This is a genomic window from Arhodomonas aquaeolei DSM 8974 (assembly GCF_000374645.1).
In the GTDB taxonomy this organism is placed as follows: Bacteria; Pseudomonadota; Gammaproteobacteria; order Nitrococcales; family Nitrococcaceae; genus Arhodomonas; species Arhodomonas aquaeolei.
In genome coordinates this window covers 340,416-357,705 of record NZ_KB894801.1, presented here as the reverse complement: position 1 = coordinate 357,705, position 17,290 = coordinate 340,416, and the positions used below count along the sequence as shown (strand labels likewise).

Here is a 17,290-nt window from a genome sequence, read left to right as displayed (position 1 = left end):
CGCCACCCGGGTCGCGTGCGATCTGCCTCTCCCACCCGTACGTCCCCTGTCGTGGTGTATTCATCCCGCCCCCGGTAGCCGAATATACACGAACTGCTCTACGTATCGTGGCGTTGGCGGTATGTCGCGTGAACGTGCCCTACGCCACGTGACCAGACAGGGAGGCGTCCGGCCTGATCGGAGGGCGTTGCCCGGACGGTAACGTCACGTCAGGAGGGGGCGACGGGGAGCAGCACGCGCGGGCCGCGCGCGATCGCCTCCAGCGGCCGGGGTGGCGAGAACAGAAAACCCTGCAGCAGACCGCAGCCGAAGCGTTGCAGTGCTTCATGCTGGGCCGTGGTTTCGACGCCTTCAGCGACCACCTCTATGCCGAGGTGCCGGGCCATGTGGGCGACGGCCTCGACGATGGCGGCATTGCCCCGGCTTTCGTTGATGTCACGGATGAAGCCGCGGTCGAGCTTGACCTTGGTGATGGGCAGGTCACGCAGGTAGCTCAGGCTGGAGTAGCCGGTGCCGAAGTCGTCTATGGCCACGCGCACGCCCATCGCGCGCAGCTCGTCCAGCAGCGCTATGGCCTGATCGGCACCGGAGAGCAGCACGCTCTCGGTGACCTCGACCTCCAGTGCTTCGCCCTCGATGCCGTTATCGGCCAGCGCCGTGCGCACCATGTCCAGGAATCCCGTGCGCCGGAACTGGATCGGTGAGAGGTTCACCGCGACCGGGACGTCGAGCCCGCCGTTCCGCCGCTGCCCGGCCAGGTCGCGGCATGCCTGGCGCAGCACCCAGGTGCCGATGTCCACGATCTGGCCGGTGGTCTCTGCCAGCGGAATGAACTCGCCGGGACCGAGCAGGCCCCGTTCGGGATGACGCCAGCGCACCAGTGCTTCGAGACTGCGGACTTCGCCGGTATCCGCGGCGACGATGGGCTGGTAGTGGAGTTCCAGCTGGTCCTCCGCGATGGCCTGCTGGAGCTCGCGGCGGAGAACGACATAGTCGCGAACCGGCGAGGCCACTTCCGCCGAGTACCATTGCCATGTATTGCGGCCGATCTGTTTGGCCTCGCGCATCGCGGCTTCGGCGTTGCCGAGCAGCGCTTCCTTGTCCTCGCCGCTGTAGTCCGTGGATGCGGCGCCGATGCTCGCGCTGATCTGCAGCGGATGGCCGGTGATGTTCTCGAAGGGGGTGGCGAGTGCGTCGAGCAGCCTTTCGATCAGGCGTATGCCCACACGGGTGCTGTTCCTGCCCGGGACCGCGATCGCGAAGCCGTCGCCGGACAGGCGGGCGATCATGGCGTTCACGTCCGCTATTTCACCCAACCGCTGCGAGACGGAGAGGAGCAGCCGGTTGCCGGCCTCGTAGCCGGCGCCGGCGTTTACCTGGCTGAACCCGTCCAGGTCGATGTGCAGCAGCAGGGCATGGTCCAGACGGGACAGCTCCTGGATCAGGGCCTCACGGGTGAGTAGTCCGGTCAGGCGGTCGTGCGTGGCCTGGTAGGCGAGCTGAGCCCGGCTTTCCCGCTCTCGTGTGACGTCCTGCTGGATGCCGATGAAATGGGTGCAGCGCTGCTGTTCATCGAAGACGGCCGTCAGCGACAGGCGGTTCCAGAAGGCCTGTCCCCCCTTGCGGTAGTTGCGCAAGGTGATCTGGACGTCCCGGTGCGTGGACAGGGCGTCGCGTATCCGTTCGATGTCCGCCGGGTCGGTGTCCGCACCCTGCAGAAACCGGCAGTTGTGGCCGATGGCCTCGTCGCGGGTGTACCCGGTGATGTGGGTGAAGGCCGGGTTTACGTAGACCATCGGCAGCCCGGGGCTTTGCGCGTCGACCATGACGACACCGTTCGAGCTGGCCTCGATGCCGCGCTGAAGCAGTCGGAGCTCCTCGTCCCGGGCCCGGCGTTCGGCAATGTCGCGGCAGATTCCGTAGACCCCAACCACATTGCCGTCGACGACGATGGGCAGGTTGGTCATTTCGACCGGGTACTGGCGGCCGTCGGGGTGCATGCCGCTGGTTTCGTAGTGCTGGCTGACGCCACGGGCGGCCAGGTCGAAGTGCCGTTCGGTGAGCGCACGGTATTCCGGGGTCACGAATTCGTTGAAATGACGGCCGACCAGACCCGCCCGGCGAAAGCCGGTGATGTGCTCCATGGCGGCGTTGCAGTGGAGGAAATTACCGTCGAGGTCGAATTCGCATACGCCGTCGGGATGGTGGAAGAACAGCGACTGGTGACGCTGCTCCGTGGCCTGGTGTCGCCGCCGGTCGTCGTGGCGCGCCATTGCCAGTGCCACCAGCCTCGCCGCGCGCTCGATCTCCCGGCGCGCGGTCCGGGAGGGGGATCGGGGACGGTCGTAGTAGACGGCGAAGGTGCCGATCAGTGTGCCGTCGTCGCCCAGAATCGGCACCGACCAGCAGGCCTGCAGGCCGGCCTGGCGGGCGACGTGGCGGTAGCCAGTCCAGGCGGGGTCCGTGTCGATGTCCCGGGTGATGACGGTTTCACGCAGGTAGGCGGCACGGCCGCAGGTTCCGGTATCCGGGGCAACCGGGAGATGGTTCAGGGCGGCCTCGCACCACTGCGGAAACGGCGACTGCCCGGTCAGGCTGAGCGTGTTCGAGTCCGGGTCGTAACGCATGATGGACACCCGGGCCCCGGGCAACGCCTCCTCGGCCATGACCACGATGGCGGTAAAGATCTGTTCAAGCGGGGCCTGCTCCGCGATGCGGTCATGCACGGCCTGTCGGAGGTCAAGCGTCGAGGACACTCGGGGCACGGTGATGATCCATCAATGTCGACATTGGACGTATTTTATACAACACGTGACTGATGTCACATAAGTTGCGGGATTATACCTCCAACCAAGCGTGGGTAGGTCCGTTTCCTCATTCCCAGTACAGATCCTCGACGACTATTGCCGGGATCGGAGCGTCCCGCCATACCCCCCTGAGGCCGCGCCGGTGTATCGAGTGCTGCGGCTTCATGTACAGGAAGACGTTCACGGCGTCGTCGGCGAGCATTCGCTGGGCGCGTGCGAGTAATGCGTCGCGTGCGGCCGTTTCCTGGGTGCGCTGGACCTGGCGCCACAGGGCGCGGAATTCAGGGTTGTCATAATTGAAATAGTAGTCACGGCGGGCGTAGATGCCGATGTCCATGGGCTCGACGTGGGAGACCAGCGTGAGGTCGTAGTTGGCGTCCTGGAAGACCTGCTCCAGCCACTCCCCCCAGCTCAGCCGCTCAACGGTGATGTTGATTCCCACGGCCTCCAGGTTGCTCGCGATGTGCAGCCCGCCGCGTTCGGCATAGATCGGCGGGGGGAGCCGCAGCGTGAGTGACAGGCCGTCGGCGTAGCCGGCATCGGCAAGCAGTTCGCGGGCGCGTTGCGGGTCGTAGGGGTAGCGGCCGGTCAGATCGATGTATGCCGGGTGGCGCGGCGAGAAGTGGCTGCCGATGGGCGTCGGCGAGACCCCGCGGTAGATGGACAGGAGCTCGTCCTTGTCGATGGCGTGGGAGATCGCCCGCCGCACCCGCCGGTCGGCCAGTGCGGGGTTGGCGTGGTTCATCGCGAGAATGACCTCGCCCTCGCTCTCGCCCTTCAGGACTTCGTAGTCGCCCCTTAGCGCGAGCTGCACATGGATGGGCAGCGGGCTGACGTCGGAGTGCAGGTCGACGCGTCCCTCGCTGAGGCTGTTCTCCAGCTCCAGACGGTTGGCGGTGAAGGTGAAGGTCGCCCGCCTCATCGGTGGCTGATCGCCCCAGTAGCCGTCGAAGCGCTGTAGCTCCACCGCACCCCCGTCCCAGGGCATGACGCGGTAGGGGCCGGTACCGACGGGTGCGGTCAGGTTGGAGTGGACGCTGTCCGGATGGACGATGACCGCGGCGGCCAGTCCCAGGCGGAAGGGCAGCAGTGAGTCCGGATAGCGCAGATGCAGGCGGACGCGGTACGGCCCGGCGGTCTCCACACGCTCGATGGCCTGGTAGAGCTGGCGCTGCGGGTTGCCGGCCTCGGGATCGAGCAGCCGGTTCAGGCTGTAGCGTACGACCTCGGAGTCGAAGTGGCTTCCGTCGTGGAAGCGCACGCCCTTGCGCAGACGCAATAGCAGCTCCCGCCCGTCGTCGCTGACGCGCCATGCGGTCGCGAGGCAGGGTTTCACCTCGCCGTGGCGGTTGATCCGGGTGAGCCCCTGGAAGACGTTGAGGTGCGTGACCTCCGCGGTACTGGCCGAGGCGGTTCGGGTGGGATCGAGGTGTGGCGGTCGGAGCTGGCGGTCGATCGTCACACTGTCCGGCGGACCCGCGCTGCCGGCAGTGATGTGGCCGAATGCCAGCACCACGGCGAACAGCACGTAATGGGGCCATTTCATTGCGTTGTCTCCTGGTCGTCCGCACGGAGCGGGCGTATGACGGTCCGGTTGCGTCCGGCGCGCTTGGCGGCATAGAGGGATTCGTCCGCCGCCTTGAGCGTCCGGGCGGCGTCTCCGCCGGGGAGCCGGGGGGCGATGCCGACACTGATAGTGAGCTCGACCGTATCGTCGCCGACGTGCACGGGTTGCGCGGCGAGCTGCCGGCGCAGACGCTCGAGCAGGGAACGGGTGTGTTCCGGAGACAGCCCTGAGGCGAGGACGGCGAACTCCTCGCCGCCATAACGCGCGAGGTACATCGACTCGGGGAGCAGGTACCGCATCTGCTCGGCGACGTGGATGAGGACACGGTCGCCGGTGTCGTGGCCGTGGGTGTCGTTCACCTCCTTGAAGTGATCGATATCGATCATCGCCAGACACAGCGGTGCTGCGGGATCGCGCTCGAAGGTCTCGTAGAGCGCGTGCTCGAAGTGCCGGCGGTTGTGGAGTCCGGTGAGCGCGTCCCGTGTCGCGTGGAACTGGAGTTCCTCGTTCATCTGCGTGATGCGCCGCTCGTTGGCGGTGATGCGCTCGACGTACCGCCGCACGGCAAGCCCCATGCTGGCGATCTCGTCGTGTCCGCGGATGACGATGTCCTGCGGGGTCGGCCTTGGCAGACGCATGACCCGCTGCATTCGCGTCAACCGTCCCACGACGGAATACTGGACGAAGGTGACGATCAGGACGAGCACAACCATGACCACCGCCGCCGCGATCATCAGCCAGCGCTCGTGGCGGACGACGTCCGCATTCAGTGCCTTGACGGTCTGGCGCATCTCTTCGCGGATGGCGGCGACATGGTAGGCCACGGCGACCTCGAGATGGCGTGAGAGCGCCCGGTTCTCCTGGAGCACATCGGCGAGTCTGGATTCCACCTCGCCGAGCCGGCGAAGCACCGCGGGGGACGGGGTTTCGCTATTCCTTACGCGGTTCCAGAGCTCGATACGCTGGGCGACGAGACGGTCCAGCGTGCTCAGGTTCTCCTGCAGCTGCCCGCGGTTGTGCCGGATATCGGCGAGTTGCCGGGCGGAGGGACGCAACGCATAGAGCTCGGTGGTGAGACGGCCGATCCACTCGACCCGGTCCTGGATCTCAAACATCGCCTCACGGCGCTGGAGCTGGCTGTTCGCGAGCAGCAGCATGGCGCCGCTCGCGACCAGGCTCTCCGCCTGCTGCTGCAGGAGGTTCGCCGCCATCAGCCCCTCGGTCTTCTCCTGGGCGAGGGACGAGACGGTGTTTCGGTATTCGGAGAACGCGTTCAGTGCCAGGGCCACTGCACCGATGGTCGCCACCGCCATGACGGCGCTCAGCACGAGGGACCGGGCAGTGAGCCCGTCCCAGCGCCATCCCCGCGCGCTGCGAAGGCGACTCCCGCCCGTTGTGGATCGCTTCTCCCCCAACCCCCCGCCCTTGGTTTTCATTTATGATTGTTGAGCGTAAGCATATTCTTGTACGGCATTATGGGGATGGTTTCCCGCATGGTGCCGCCCCCGCACCCGTCACCTCGTATGGATGTTGTGGCATATCCCGGGGCAGGTCGAGTCCCATCGGACCGGTGGAGGTGCTGACCGGCCGGGCCGCAGTTCGGCGTAGCACGGCCGGGGGCTCGCGGGGGCGGAACCGCGGTGGCGACGCAGGCGTCCTGGTGTCGCTGCGGTGAGGCCGGACAGTCTGTCGGAAAACACACGCAAGGGGGCATGCATGCAGTCACTGCCACATCACTACCGGGTACGTTCCGCCGGTGAGGCGGAGGGTACGATCGCCGTCACCTCGGACGGTCTGGACACCATTCGCACGGCGCCGCCGGAGGAATTCGGCGGGCCCGGCGGGCACTGGACGCCGGAGCATCTGTTCGTGGCGTCGATCGCGGACTGCTTCGTTCTCTCCTTCCGTGCCGTTGCCCGGGCGTCGCGGCTGGAATGGCTGCATCTCGCCTGTGACGTGGATGGCGAGCTCGACCGCCCGGACCGCGCCCTGTGCTTCACCCGGGTGACGCTCCGGCCCCGGCTCGAAATCGCCGACGAGGGTGCCCGTGATGCCGCACTGCGTTGCCTGGAGAAGGCCGAGCGGGCGTGCCTGATCACCAATTCCCTCGACTGCGAGGTCTCGCTGGACCCCTCTGTCGAGGTGCGTGCCGGCGGGTGAGAGGGCAGGGCGCGCGTGGCGCGATGCCGCCGGGCCAGACACGGGGGCGCCGCCTGGCGCGGTGCCGTGGTCAACGGCGGCGGGGGAGATGGCCGCCGCCGGATCCCAGTTCCGCGGCGCCGCCCCGGTCTACCGGTGCCAGCGCTGGCGTCCGGGCATCGCCTGGCGTTCCAGCTCGCGATACTCGTCCGCGTCGATCTCGCCACGCATGAACGCCAGCATCCGGGCATCGGCCCGGGGGTCGCTCTCCATGCCCGCCAGGCGGTTACGCATGAGCAGGTACGCGCGGTAGTAGTTGAACACGCCGCCGAGCAGGAACAGCAGGCTGCCGGCGAGGTACTGCCAGGCGAGAAAGTTGAACACGATGTAGCGGTCGGTGGCGCAATGGAACGTCCACAGATAGGGGATCGATGCCACCACGAACAGTATCGATCCCACGACGAAGGTGATGGCGGTGAGGTTGGTCAGCTGCAGGGAGACCAGCGACGACTGGTGCACGATCTGCAGGACGTTGAGGCTCGCGCCGAGCACGAACAGCACGGAGCCGATCACGAAACACCAGGCGGCGATCGTGAACCACCCCCACCATGACAGGAAGAACAGGCTGCCGAAGGTGAACAGCAGCGTCCCCGTCAGATACGACCACGCCGCCAGATAGTCCAGCCGCTCCCGCGGCGAGTGCAGCCGGTTGCGCCCCCAGAACAGGCGTACTTCGGCCATGTCGTGGCCGGTTACGATGAGATACAGCAGTGAGCCGACGAAGAACAGCCAGCAGCCAATATCCTGATATTCCTCGAAATAGGGGAAGAACAGGACGCTGCCGACCACGAATAGCGCCCCTCCGGCCTTGTAGATCACGGCGTTTGCCGTCTCCCACCTGAAATCGGCGCGGACGTTCGGTTTGCCCCCCCGGGTCAAATCTGAGATTCTTGGCCGATTGGTGAACAAATGTGGCATCAGGGAAGACCGGCGTGGTGATAGTGGTGTTGCATCGGACCGCGGATCGCAACGCCGGGTAGCATGCCCGCGTAGTCAGGGAATTGCCAAGCATCCTTTCGGGCCGTGCATCAACGACCGCGTGGCCGGCGGGCCCTGACCATGGCGGCATGCCATGCACCCGTCGGTGCGGCGCCAGGGACCGGGGCTGCCGGCAGCCCCATCACCGACCGGTGACGCTCCCCTGTCACCCGAATCGGCGCTTCGGCGGTCCCCGGGGCCGCGTAGATCCCTCTGCGTTTGGCGCGCCCCTCTCCGTGTTCCCGGTGTGGCGTTACACACCTCTGGCCGTCCCGCGCGTCGTGCGCGTTGCGGGCGGTACGCTTATGGATAGTCGATTACAGGGCAGTGCAGGGTATGAAGGCGTTCTGGAAGTGGACGGTGACGGCGGCGGTGGCCGTGGCCGTCGTGGGCATGCTCGGGTGGCAGTGGTGGCAGTCGAATCACGATGCCTTGCCCGCGGGGTTCGCGGGCGGTAACGGGCGTATCGAGGCGGTGGAGGTCGACGTTGCCACCAAGATCGCCGGGCGCATCCGGGAGATCGAGGTCGACGAGGGCGATTTCGTGACCCGGGGGCAGGTGCTCGCGCGCATGGATACGGCCACCCTCGAGGCGCAGCTCGACGAGGCGCAGGCACAGCTGCGGCGGGCCCGCGTGGGTGTGGAGACCGCCGGCAACGTGGTGAAACAGCGGCGTGCCGAGCGCAGCGCCGCCCAGGCGGTGGTCGCCCAGCGCCGCGCCGAACTGGACGCCGCGCGGCTGCGGCTCAACCGTTCCGAGAGCCTCGCCCCCAAGGGGGCCGTGCCCCAGGAGCGCCTCGATGACGACCGGGCCTCGTTCCAGGCGTCACGGGCGGCGGTGGCCGCCGCCGAGGCGCAGGTGGCCGCGGCCGAGGCGAATGTCGGGGCCGCGGAGTCCGGCGTGATCGACGCGGAGGCCGCAGTCGCGGCGGCGCAGGCCACGGTCCAGCGTATCCAGGCGGATATCGACGACAGCGTGCTGAAGTCCCCCACCGACGGCCGCATTCAGTACCGCGTTGCCGAACCGGGCGAGGTCCTCGGGGCGGGCGGGCGTGTGCTCAATCTCGTCGACCTCACCAACGTCTACATGACCTTCTTCCTGCCCACCGCCCAGGCGGGCCGGGTGGCGATGGGCACCGAGGCGCGCCTGGTGCTCGACGCCGCACCGCAGTACGTGATCCCCGCCACGGTGACGTTCGTGGCGGATGTCGCGCAGTTCACGCCCAAGACCGTGGAGACCGAGGAGGAGCGTCAGAAGCTGATGTTCCGGGTCAAGGCCCGAATCGACCCCGGGCTCCTGCGTGAACACATCACCCAGGTCAAGACCGGCCTGCCCGGTATGGGCTACGTGCGCCTGGACTCCGGGGTGGAGTGGCCCGAGGGGCTCCAGGCCGGGGGCCGTGAGTGACGGCGCCGGACGGTGAGGCCGCTGCGGCGGCCCGCCTGAGCGGCGTCAGCCTGCGCTATGGCACCGTAACGGCGCTGGACGGTATCGACCTCACGCTGCCCGCCGGGGGCATGGTCGGCGTCATCGGCCCGGACGGCGTGGGCAAGTCCAGCCTGCTGGCACTCGTGGCCGGTGCCCGCCGGATCCAGGAGGGCCGGATCGAGGTACTGGGCGGGGACATCGCGAGCGCCAGATACCGCCGCTCCATGGGGCCGCGCATTGCCTATATGCCCCAGGGCCTGGGCAAGAACCTGTATTCCACCCTGTCGGTGTTCGAGAACATCGACTTCTTCGGCCGCCTCTTCGGGCACACGGGCCGGGAGCGGGAGCGGCGGATCGGCGAGCTGGTGGCGGGCATGGGGCTGGCTCCCTTCGTGGACCGCCCGGCGGGGAAGCTCTCCGGCGGCATGAAGCAGAAGCTGAGCCTGTGCTGCGCGCTGATACACGACCCGGACCTGCTCGTGCTCGACGAGCCCACCACCGGTGTCGATCCGCTGTCGCGCCGCCAGTTCTGGGAGCTGATCGACGGTATTCGCGACGAGCGTCCCGGTATGAGCGTGATCGTCGCCACGGCGTACATGGAGGAGGCGGCACGCTTCGACTGGCTCGCCGCCATGGATGCCGGCCGCGTTCTGGCCACCGGGACGCCCCGGGCGATGCTCGAGCGCACCCGGGCGGACACCCTGGAAGAGGCCTTCATCGCCCTGCTCCCCGAGGAGCGCCGGCGCGGCCACAAGGCGGTGGAGATCCCGCCGCGGACGTCGGACGACGGTGCCGTGGCCATTGAGGCCCAGGGACTGACCCGGCGCTTCGGCGATTTCGTGGCCGTGGATCACGTGGACTTCCGCATCCACCGCGGCGAGATCTTCGGCTTCCTCGGCTCCAACGGCTGCGGCAAGAGCACGACCATGAAGATGCTCACCGGGCTGCTGCCGGTCAGCGAGGGGCAGGCATGGCTGTTCGGCCGCGAGGTGGACCCGAACGACATGGAGACCCGGCGCCGCGTGGGCTACATGTCCCAGAGCTTTTCGCTGTACACGGAGCTCACGGTCCAGCAGAACCTGGAGCTGCACGCCCGGCTGTTCCGGCTCCCGCCGGAGGCGATACCCGAACGGGTCGCGGAGATGCGCGAACGCTTCGGGCTGGAGACCGTTGCCGACACCCTCCCGGACCAGCTGCCGCTCGGTCAGCGCCAGCGCCTCTCGCTCGCGGTCGCGATGATCCATCACCCGGAGATGCTGATCCTCGACGAGCCCACGTCCGGCGTGGACCCGGTGGCCCGGGACGAGTTCTGGCAGGCCCTCATCGAGCTCTCCCGCCGGGACGGGGTGACGATCTTCATCTCCACCCACTTCATGAACGAGGCGGCGCGCTGCGACCGTATCTCGTTGATGCGCGCCGGCCGTGTCCTGGTCAGCGATGCGCCGGAGAACCTGCTTCGCGAACGGGGCACGGACTCGCTCGAGCAGGCGTTCATCGAGTACCTGGAGGAGGCGAGCGACGCGGAGGCGGGGGAGGACACCGCGCCGGCGGAATCGCCACCGCCGGTCGCTACCACGACGGCGTCCGGGCAGCGGGTGTTCGATCTGCGGCGCCTGTTCAGCTACGCGCGCCGGGAGGCCCTGGAGCTGCTGCGCGACCCCATACGGCTGATGCTCGCCGGGCTCGGCAGTGTGATCCTGCTGTTCGTGATGGGCTATGGCATCACCATGGATGTCGAGGACCTCAGTTTCGCCGTGCTCGATCGCGACCAGACCACGATGAGCCGCGACTACACCCTGAACATCGCGGGGTCGCGCTATTTCGTCGAGAAGGCGCCGATCGCCAACTACGACGAGATGGACCGGCGCATGCGTAACGGCGACCTGAGCCTCGCGATCGAGATACCCCCGGGATTCGCGCGGGATATCGCCCGGGGCAGGGACGTGCAGATCGGTGCCTGGATCGACGGTGCCATGCCGTCCCGGGCGGAGACGGTGCGCGGCTACGTGCAGGGCATGCATGCGGACTGGCTCGCCCGGCACGCCAGACAGTCCAGCAGTCCTACGGCGGCGGCCGGGGCGTTCGACATCGAGACACGGTACCGATACAACCCCGGTGTGAAGAGCCTGGTGGCGATGGTACCGGCGGTGATCCCGATGCTGCTGATCCTGATCCCGGCGATGCTCACCGCGCTGAGCGTGGTCCGGGAGAAGGAGCTCGGCTCGATCGTCAACCTGTACGTGACGCCGGTGACCCGGCTGGAGTTCCTGCTCGGCAAGCAGTTTCCCTACATCGTCCTGGCGATGCTCAACTTCCTGTTGCTGACGCTGCTGGCACAGACCGTCTTCGGTGTGGAGATGACGGGCAGCTTCGTCACCCTGGCCGTGGCGACGCTCATCTACGTGAGCGCCACCACGGCGATGGGGCTGCTGATCTCGACGTTCATGCGCAGCCAGATCGCGGCGCTGTTCGGTACCGCGATTCTGACGATGCTCCCCGCCGTCCAGTTCTCCGGACTGACGGATCCGGTGTCCTCGCTTCAGGGGATGGGCGCGGTGATCGGGCAGGTCTATCCGATGACGCACTACCTCACCATCGCCCGCGGGACGTTCTCGAAGGCGCTGGGGTTTGAGAATCTGGGGGGATCGTTCGTTCCCCTGCTCGTCGTGGTACCGGTGCTCATCGGGCTGGCGACGGTACTGCTGCGCAAGCAGGAGCGCTGATCATGCGTGCCGAGAACGTCTTCCGTCTGGGGGTCAAGGAACTGCGCAGCCTGGTGCGCGATCCGATCATGCTGGCACTGATCGCTTACGCGTTCACGCTGGCGATCTACACGGCGGCGACGGCCATGCCGGAGACGCTCAACAAGGCGACCATCTCCGTGGTGGACGAGGACCGATCGCCGCTGTCCGCCCGGCTCGTGGATGCCCTCTATCCACCGTACTTCATGCCGCCGGAACTCATCACCCAGGCTGAGATGGACGAGCGGATGGACGCAGGGCTCGACACCTTCGCGCTGGACATCCCCCCGGACTTCCAGCGCGACGTCCTCGCCGGGCGCTCGCCCTCGGTTCAGCTCAACGTCGACGCCACACGGGTCAGCCAGGCGTTGACGGGTACCGGCTATGTCCAGGAGATCCTGACCGACGAGGTCGACGCCTTCATGCAGCGGCGCCGCTCGGATACGCCCGGTCAGGTCGAGCTGGCACTGCGTGCCCGGTTCAACCCGGAGCTCAACGAGTCGTGGTTCGGCGCGGTCATGGAGGTGATCAACAATGTCACGATGCTCTCCATCGTGCTCACCGGGGCGGCGCTGATCCGCGAGCGCGAGCACGGGACCATCGAGCACCTGCTGGTGATGCCGGTCACGCCGCTGGAGATCATGACGAGCAAGGTCTGGGCGATGGCGCTGGTGGTCCTCCTCGCCTGCGGCTTCGCGCTCGTGACCGTGGTCCAGGGACTCCTGGCCGTGCCGATACAGGGCTCCATACTCCTGTTCCTGGTGGGGGCGACGCTGCACCTGTTCGCGACGACCTCCATCGGGATATTCCTGGCCACGGTCGCCCGGTCCATGCCCCAGTTCGGGTTGTTGCTGATGCTGGTGATGATGCCGATGCAGATGCTCTCCGGCGGGAGCACGCCCCGCGAAAGCATGCCGGAGGCGGTGCAGACGCTCATGCTGGCCGCGCCCACGACCCACTTCGTGAGTCTGGCCCAGGCCATCCTCTACCGCGGGGCAGGCCTGGCCTCGGTCTGGCCGGAGTTCCTCGCCCTCGTCGTGATCGGCACCATCGTGTTCGTCTACTCGCTGTCCCGTTTCCGGGCGGCCATCGGCACCATGGCGTGAGTGAAGCCCCAGCGCCGCGGTCCGCCCCCGGGCCGCGGTTGCGCCGCGCGGGTGATGCGCCCGCGCGGTGGTGCATGCCGTCCCGGCGTTGCATCCCCGGTCCGGCACCTTCCGTATAAATAACCTTATGCGCTATATTTATAACCGGAAGCCGCCGTGGGCGGTCGGTCGGAATCGGTCAGGGATGCGAAGCCGTGAGGGTGCCTACGGAACGGCATTTGGGGATCGTGCTGGGCCTGCTCCTGCTGGGGCTGGTGGCCCGGGCCGTTTCCGTGTCCGCGGCGGTGGTCGAAGGCGAATCCCCCTCGACGGCGGATCACGGTGAATTCGAGGTGCTCGACGGTCCCTTCGATTCCGCGATCGATGTCACGCGGGCGTGCCTGGGCTGTCACTCGAAGGCCGCCGATCAGGTCCAGCGCACCATCCACTGGCGCTGGGAGTTCCGGCACCCGGAAACGGGCCAGCGCCTCGGCAAGCGTCACGTCATCAACAGCTTCTGCGGGTCGGTGTGGTCCAACGAGCCGCGCTGCACGAGCTGCCATGTCGGCTACGGCTGGACGGACATGCACGAGCCGCCGCCGCAGGCCGACGATCAGGTGGACTGCCTCGTCTGCCACGACACCACCGGCACGTACTGGAAGCTGCCCGCCGGCGCCGGTCATCCCCCATACGCCGAGACCCGCTCGTCGAAGAGCAGCGGCGCCCCCGGCGCGCCGGTGGACCTCGCCCATGTCGCCCGCAACGTTGGCCTGAGCGGCCGCGCCAACTGCGGGAGCTGCCACTTCTACGGCGGCGGTGGCGACGGCGTGAAGCACGGCGACCTCGACTCGTCGCTGGTCGAGCCGCCGCGGTCGCTGGACGTGCACATGTCGGCGCAGGGTGCGGATTTCCGCTGCGCCGAGTGTCACACGAGCTGGGGCCACCGGGTGGCGGGCAGCCGTTACGCCACCAACGCCCGCGATACCCGGGGGATAGACATCCCCGGGCGGACCGATGACAGCCGCGCGTCCTGCGAATCCTGCCACGGCCTGCAGCCCCACGGCACGGCCAAGCTGAATGATCACGTCGACCGCGTCGCCTGCCAGAGCTGCCATATCCCCGAGTTCGCCCGCGGCGGGGTGGCGACCAAGATGTGGTGGGACTGGTCCACCGCCGGCCGCCTCGGGGACGACGACCAGCCGCTCACGATCCGGGACGCGGCCGGGCATCTGAGCTACCTCTCGACCAAGGGCAGCTTCCGCTACGCCGAGGACGTGGTCCCCGCGTACTTCTGGTTCGACGGCACCATGCGTTACACCCTGCGTGACGAGCCCATCGACGCGGACCACCCGCCGGTGGCGATCAACCGCTTCAGCGGCGGGCCGGACGACGCGGACGCACGGATCTGGCCGTTCAAGGTCATGCGCGGCCGCCAGCCCTACGACACCGTCAACCGGACCCTGCTCGTCAACCACGTCTACGGCGACGACGACACCGCGCTGTGGACGAACTTCGACTGGGCCCGGGCCCTGGCCGCGGGCACGGCGTTCGCGGATCAGCCCTACAGCGGCGAGTACGGTTTCGTCGAGACGGTCATGTACTGGCCCATCACGCACATGGTCGCGCCGGCCTCCGCGGCCCTGGACTGCGGTGCCTGCCACGCCCGGGACGGCCGCCTCGCCGCCCTCGGCGGTTTCTACCTGCCGGGGCGCGACCGCGGTGCATGGGTGGAGCGTCTCGGCTGGGGGCTGGTGCTCCTGGTGCTCGCCGCCAGCGGGGCCCACGCGGGCGTGCGGGTATGGACCCGGGGCCGGCGCGGGAGGCAGGCATGACACGGGCGATGATCTACACGCGGTTCGAGCGGTTCTGGCACTGGAGCCAGGCCGTGCTGATCCTGGGGCTGCTGTTCACCGGTTTCGAGGTCCACGGCAGCTACGGCGCCCTGGGCTTCGGTACGGCGGCGCGGCTGCACACGCTTGCGGCCTGGCTCCTGGTGGCGCTCTGGGTGTTCGTGATCTTCTGGTTCGCGGTTACCGGGGAATGGCGTCAGTTCCTGCCGACGACGGACCGGCTCGGTGCCGTCATCCGCTATTACCTGGTGGGGACGTTCACCGGTGAGCCGCACCCGTTCCGGCGCACCACCCGGGCGAAACACAACCCGCTGCAACGCCTGACCTACCTCGTGCTCAAGCTCGCGATCACACCGCTGGTATGGGCCAGCGGCCTGCTCTATCTCTTCTACAACCGATGGGCCCATACCGGCTTCGCGGGCCTGGAGCTCGGTACGGTCGCACTCGTTCACACGGCGGCGGCGTTCCTGATGCTCGCCTTCGTGATCGCCCACGTCTACATGGCCACCATGGGCCGGACGATGTTCAGCCTGCTCAGGCCCATGATCACCGGCTACGAGGACGGGGAACGCGCGGACGGGGCGTCCGCGCCGGCGGATCCGGAATGACATAGGAGTGAACCGGATGAGAAAACGTGTCTTTCAGGGCAAGTACCCGATCTACGAGTTCGAGCTGGCGAAGAGCGAGTCGCGCTTCGACAGCGTCCACGAGATCGTTGCCCACCTGAAGCAGCGGGTCGATGCGTGCCCGGAGGCGACGTTCATCGCGACCTTCGATCACGCCGCCCACACGGCCGCGCTGGCGCCGGAGGCGGACCGCGGCGAGGTGCTGGCGGCGTCCCACCTGATCTTCTGCTTCGGGTTCACGCTCACGACCCCGGAGGTGATGGCGGTGCGCCCCCGTGCCATTGCGGTAACGGAGCTCGCCGACCGGTACGTGATCAACTTCCTCGAGGCGCCCATCCCCCGGGCGAACGCGACCATGATCGAGTGGGTCGGCGAGATCGCGAGCTCCCGCCAGACGCATCTCAACGACCTGCTGGAGGAGGCGCTGGAGGAGACCTTCCCGGCGAGCGACGCCATCGAGCTGACCCCGCCGGGGCCGGGGCGCTAGCGTGACCTTCCAGTTGGTTGTTCACTCGGGATCTACCCGGAGGATTGGCGGTGCGAGTCCGGCCACTCCGCCAGGAGGCCCGGGTGAACAACCACGTGTGTTGATCCTGTTCCGGGGTAGGGAACGGAATGTCGAGTGGCTCGTGCGCCACAGGCGTGCGACATTCCGGGCCGGTCCCGGGGGCGTCGCACACGGTCTGCGGCCGAGCACAGCCTACCCGCCCGGGATCCCGTGCGTGACGATGTCGGCTGTCGGGCGCAGCCGATCCTGTATGGCTAGGGGGGTACACGGCCAGGTCAGTCCCGACCGGCGGGATGGACGCCCTGGCACAGACGGCGTCCCGGCATCGCCGCATTGCCCGTGGCGGCCTGGTTTGCTATTCATGGGCGCCGCACTCGGCCGTGGTCGGGCACGTACATATCCAACGAAGGGGTCCATCATGAGGAGTCGGTTTTTTGCATTCGGTGCCGCCTTTGCGCTGTCTGCGCTGCTTGTGGGGTGCGGCAACGGCGATGAGGAAAGCGGCGCCGGCGCCGATCAGACGGAGGCCTCGGCCAGTAGCGAGCCGGTCAACCTGATCTTCGGCACCGGCGGTACCTCGGGTACCTACTATCCGATCGGTGGCGCGCTCAAGGGCGTGTTCGAGGCCAGCGACCGGATCGGCGACGTGCAGGTCGTCTCCACCGGTGCCTCGGTGCAGAACATCAACAACATCGAGGACGGCACCAACCAGATCGCCATCGTCATGAGCGATGTGGCCTACGACGCGATCAACGGCCAGAACCAGTTCGACGGGCGCAAGGCCGACATCCGCTCCATCGCCGGGCTCTATCCCAATGTTGTCCAGGTGGTCGCGACCGCGAGCAGCGACATCCACTCCATCGCCGACATGAAGGGCAAGCGCATCGGCGTGGGCAAGGTCGGCTCCGGCGTCGAGCAGAGCGCCCAGAAGGTGCTGGAATCCGCGGGTCTGAGCTATGACGATCTCGGCCGCGTCAGCCATACCGGCTACGCCGACAGCGTCACCGAAATGAGCAACGGCAACCTGGATGCCGCCTTCTTCACCTCGGGTGTGCCCAATTCGAGCATCACCGGGCTGATGCAGAACACCGACGTCAACTTCGTCAACGTCGACGGCGACACCGCCGACAGGCTACTCGAGAAGTATCCCTACTACGAGACCTACGAGATCCCGGCGAACGCGCCGGAGCGCTACGACCTCGATCAGGCCGTGAACACCGTGTCGATCCGCAACCTGCTGATCGTCTCCGGCGCCATGGACGACGACGTCGCCCACGAGCTGGCCAGTCGTTTCTACGACTATCTCGGCACCGACAGGGTCTCGATCAGCGCGCTCAAGCAGTTCGACCGTGACAGCATGGACGAGAACCTGGTGGTCCCGGTGGCCGACGGCGCGCAGTCGTTCTACGACGAGCACACCGACGGCGGTTCCGGGTCGAGCGATGACGCGGACTGACGCGTTCCGCTTCGCACTGCGGTGACGGCCCGCAAGCGCAGGGGC

At 67.5% G+C, this 17,290-nt stretch carries 12 protein-coding genes; 8 read left to right on the top strand and 4 right to left on the bottom strand.

What is annotated here, in order from left to right; translation table 11 throughout:
- Positions 1-209: 209 nt before the first annotated feature.
- The 3 genes from C516_RS0103920 to C516_RS20335 all read right to left on the bottom strand — a co-directional run bounded on the left by C516_RS0103920 (position 210) and on the right by C516_RS20335 (position 5,687).
- Entirely contained in the window at positions 210-2,726 is a 2,517-nt protein-coding gene (locus C516_RS0103920) for a sensor domain-containing phosphodiesterase (protein ID WP_211210574.1), read from the bottom strand.
- Between the two features lie 148 nt (positions 2,727-2,874).
- Positions 2,875-4,353, bottom strand: a complete 1,479-nt coding sequence (locus tag C516_RS0103915; RefSeq protein ID WP_018717063.1) for an ABC transporter substrate-binding protein — start codon at positions 4,351-4,353, stop codon at positions 2,875-2,877.
- Positions 4,350-5,687, bottom strand: a complete 1,338-nt coding sequence (locus tag C516_RS20335; RefSeq protein ID WP_018717062.1) for a GGDEF domain-containing protein — start codon at positions 5,685-5,687, stop codon at positions 4,350-4,352. The genes C516_RS0103915 and C516_RS20335 overlap by 4 nt, the downstream gene beginning before the upstream one ends.
- Positions 5,688-6,090: 403 nt before the next feature.
- Here C516_RS20335 and C516_RS0103905 point away from each other — a divergent pair, with 403 nt between their 5' ends.
- Positions 6,091-6,534 carry an OsmC family protein gene (locus C516_RS0103905; protein ID WP_018717061.1) on the top strand — a complete coding sequence of 148 codons (444 nt, stop codon included), beginning with the start codon at positions 6,091-6,093 and terminating at the stop codon, positions 6,532-6,534.
- Positions 6,535-6,663: 129 nt separating this feature from the next.
- On the opposite strand, the gene C516_RS18475 is transcribed toward C516_RS0103905, so the two are convergent.
- The gene (locus C516_RS18475; protein WP_084594066.1) at positions 6,664-7,491 is read right to left on the bottom strand and encodes a YrhK family protein; all 828 of its coding nucleotides are present in this window, start codon (positions 7,489-7,491) and stop codon (positions 6,664-6,666) included.
- 396 nt (positions 7,492-7,887) lie between these two features.
- On the opposite strand from C516_RS18475, the gene C516_RS0103895 reads away from it, so the two are divergent.
- From C516_RS0103895 to C516_RS0103865, 7 genes are all read left to right on the top strand, one after another.
- Positions 7,888-8,958, top strand: coding sequence for an HlyD family secretion protein (locus tag C516_RS0103895; RefSeq protein WP_018717059.1), 1,071 nt, complete (start codon positions 7,888-7,890; stop codon positions 8,956-8,958).
- Positions 8,955-11,702 carry a ribosome-associated ATPase/putative transporter RbbA gene (rbbA, locus tag C516_RS0103890; RefSeq protein WP_018717058.1) on the top strand — a complete coding sequence of 916 codons (2,748 nt, stop codon included), beginning with the start codon at positions 8,955-8,957 and terminating at the stop codon, positions 11,700-11,702. The genes C516_RS0103895 and rbbA overlap by 4 nt, the downstream gene beginning before the upstream one ends.
- A 2-nt stretch (positions 11,703-11,704) precedes the next feature.
- A complete protein-coding gene (locus C516_RS0103885; RefSeq protein ID WP_018717057.1) occupies positions 11,705-12,826 on the top strand; it encodes an ABC transporter permease in 1,122 nt (373 codons plus the stop codon).
- Between the two features lie 227 nt (positions 12,827-13,053).
- Complete coding sequence (locus tag C516_RS0103880; RefSeq protein ID WP_245558737.1) at positions 13,054-14,637, top strand: tetrathionate reductase family octaheme c-type cytochrome; 1,584 nt, start codon at positions 13,054-13,056, stop codon at positions 14,635-14,637.
- A complete protein-coding gene (locus C516_RS0103875) occupies positions 14,634-15,263 on the top strand; it encodes a cytochrome b/b6 domain-containing protein (protein ID WP_026320917.1) in 630 nt (209 codons plus the stop codon). Before C516_RS0103880 ends, C516_RS0103875 begins: the two co-directional genes overlap by 4 nt.
- A gap of 16 nt (positions 15,264-15,279) precedes the next feature.
- The gene (locus C516_RS18470; protein ID WP_018717054.1) at positions 15,280-15,768 is read left to right on the top strand and encodes a DUF6858 family protein; all 489 of its coding nucleotides are present in this window, start codon (positions 15,280-15,282) and stop codon (positions 15,766-15,768) included.
- Between the two features lie 439 nt (positions 15,769-16,207).
- Positions 16,208-17,245 carry a TAXI family TRAP transporter solute-binding subunit gene (locus tag C516_RS0103865; RefSeq protein WP_018717053.1) on the top strand — a complete coding sequence of 346 codons (1,038 nt, stop codon included), beginning with the start codon at positions 16,208-16,210 and terminating at the stop codon, positions 17,243-17,245.
- The last annotated feature ends 45 nt before the right edge of the window (positions 17,246-17,290 follow it).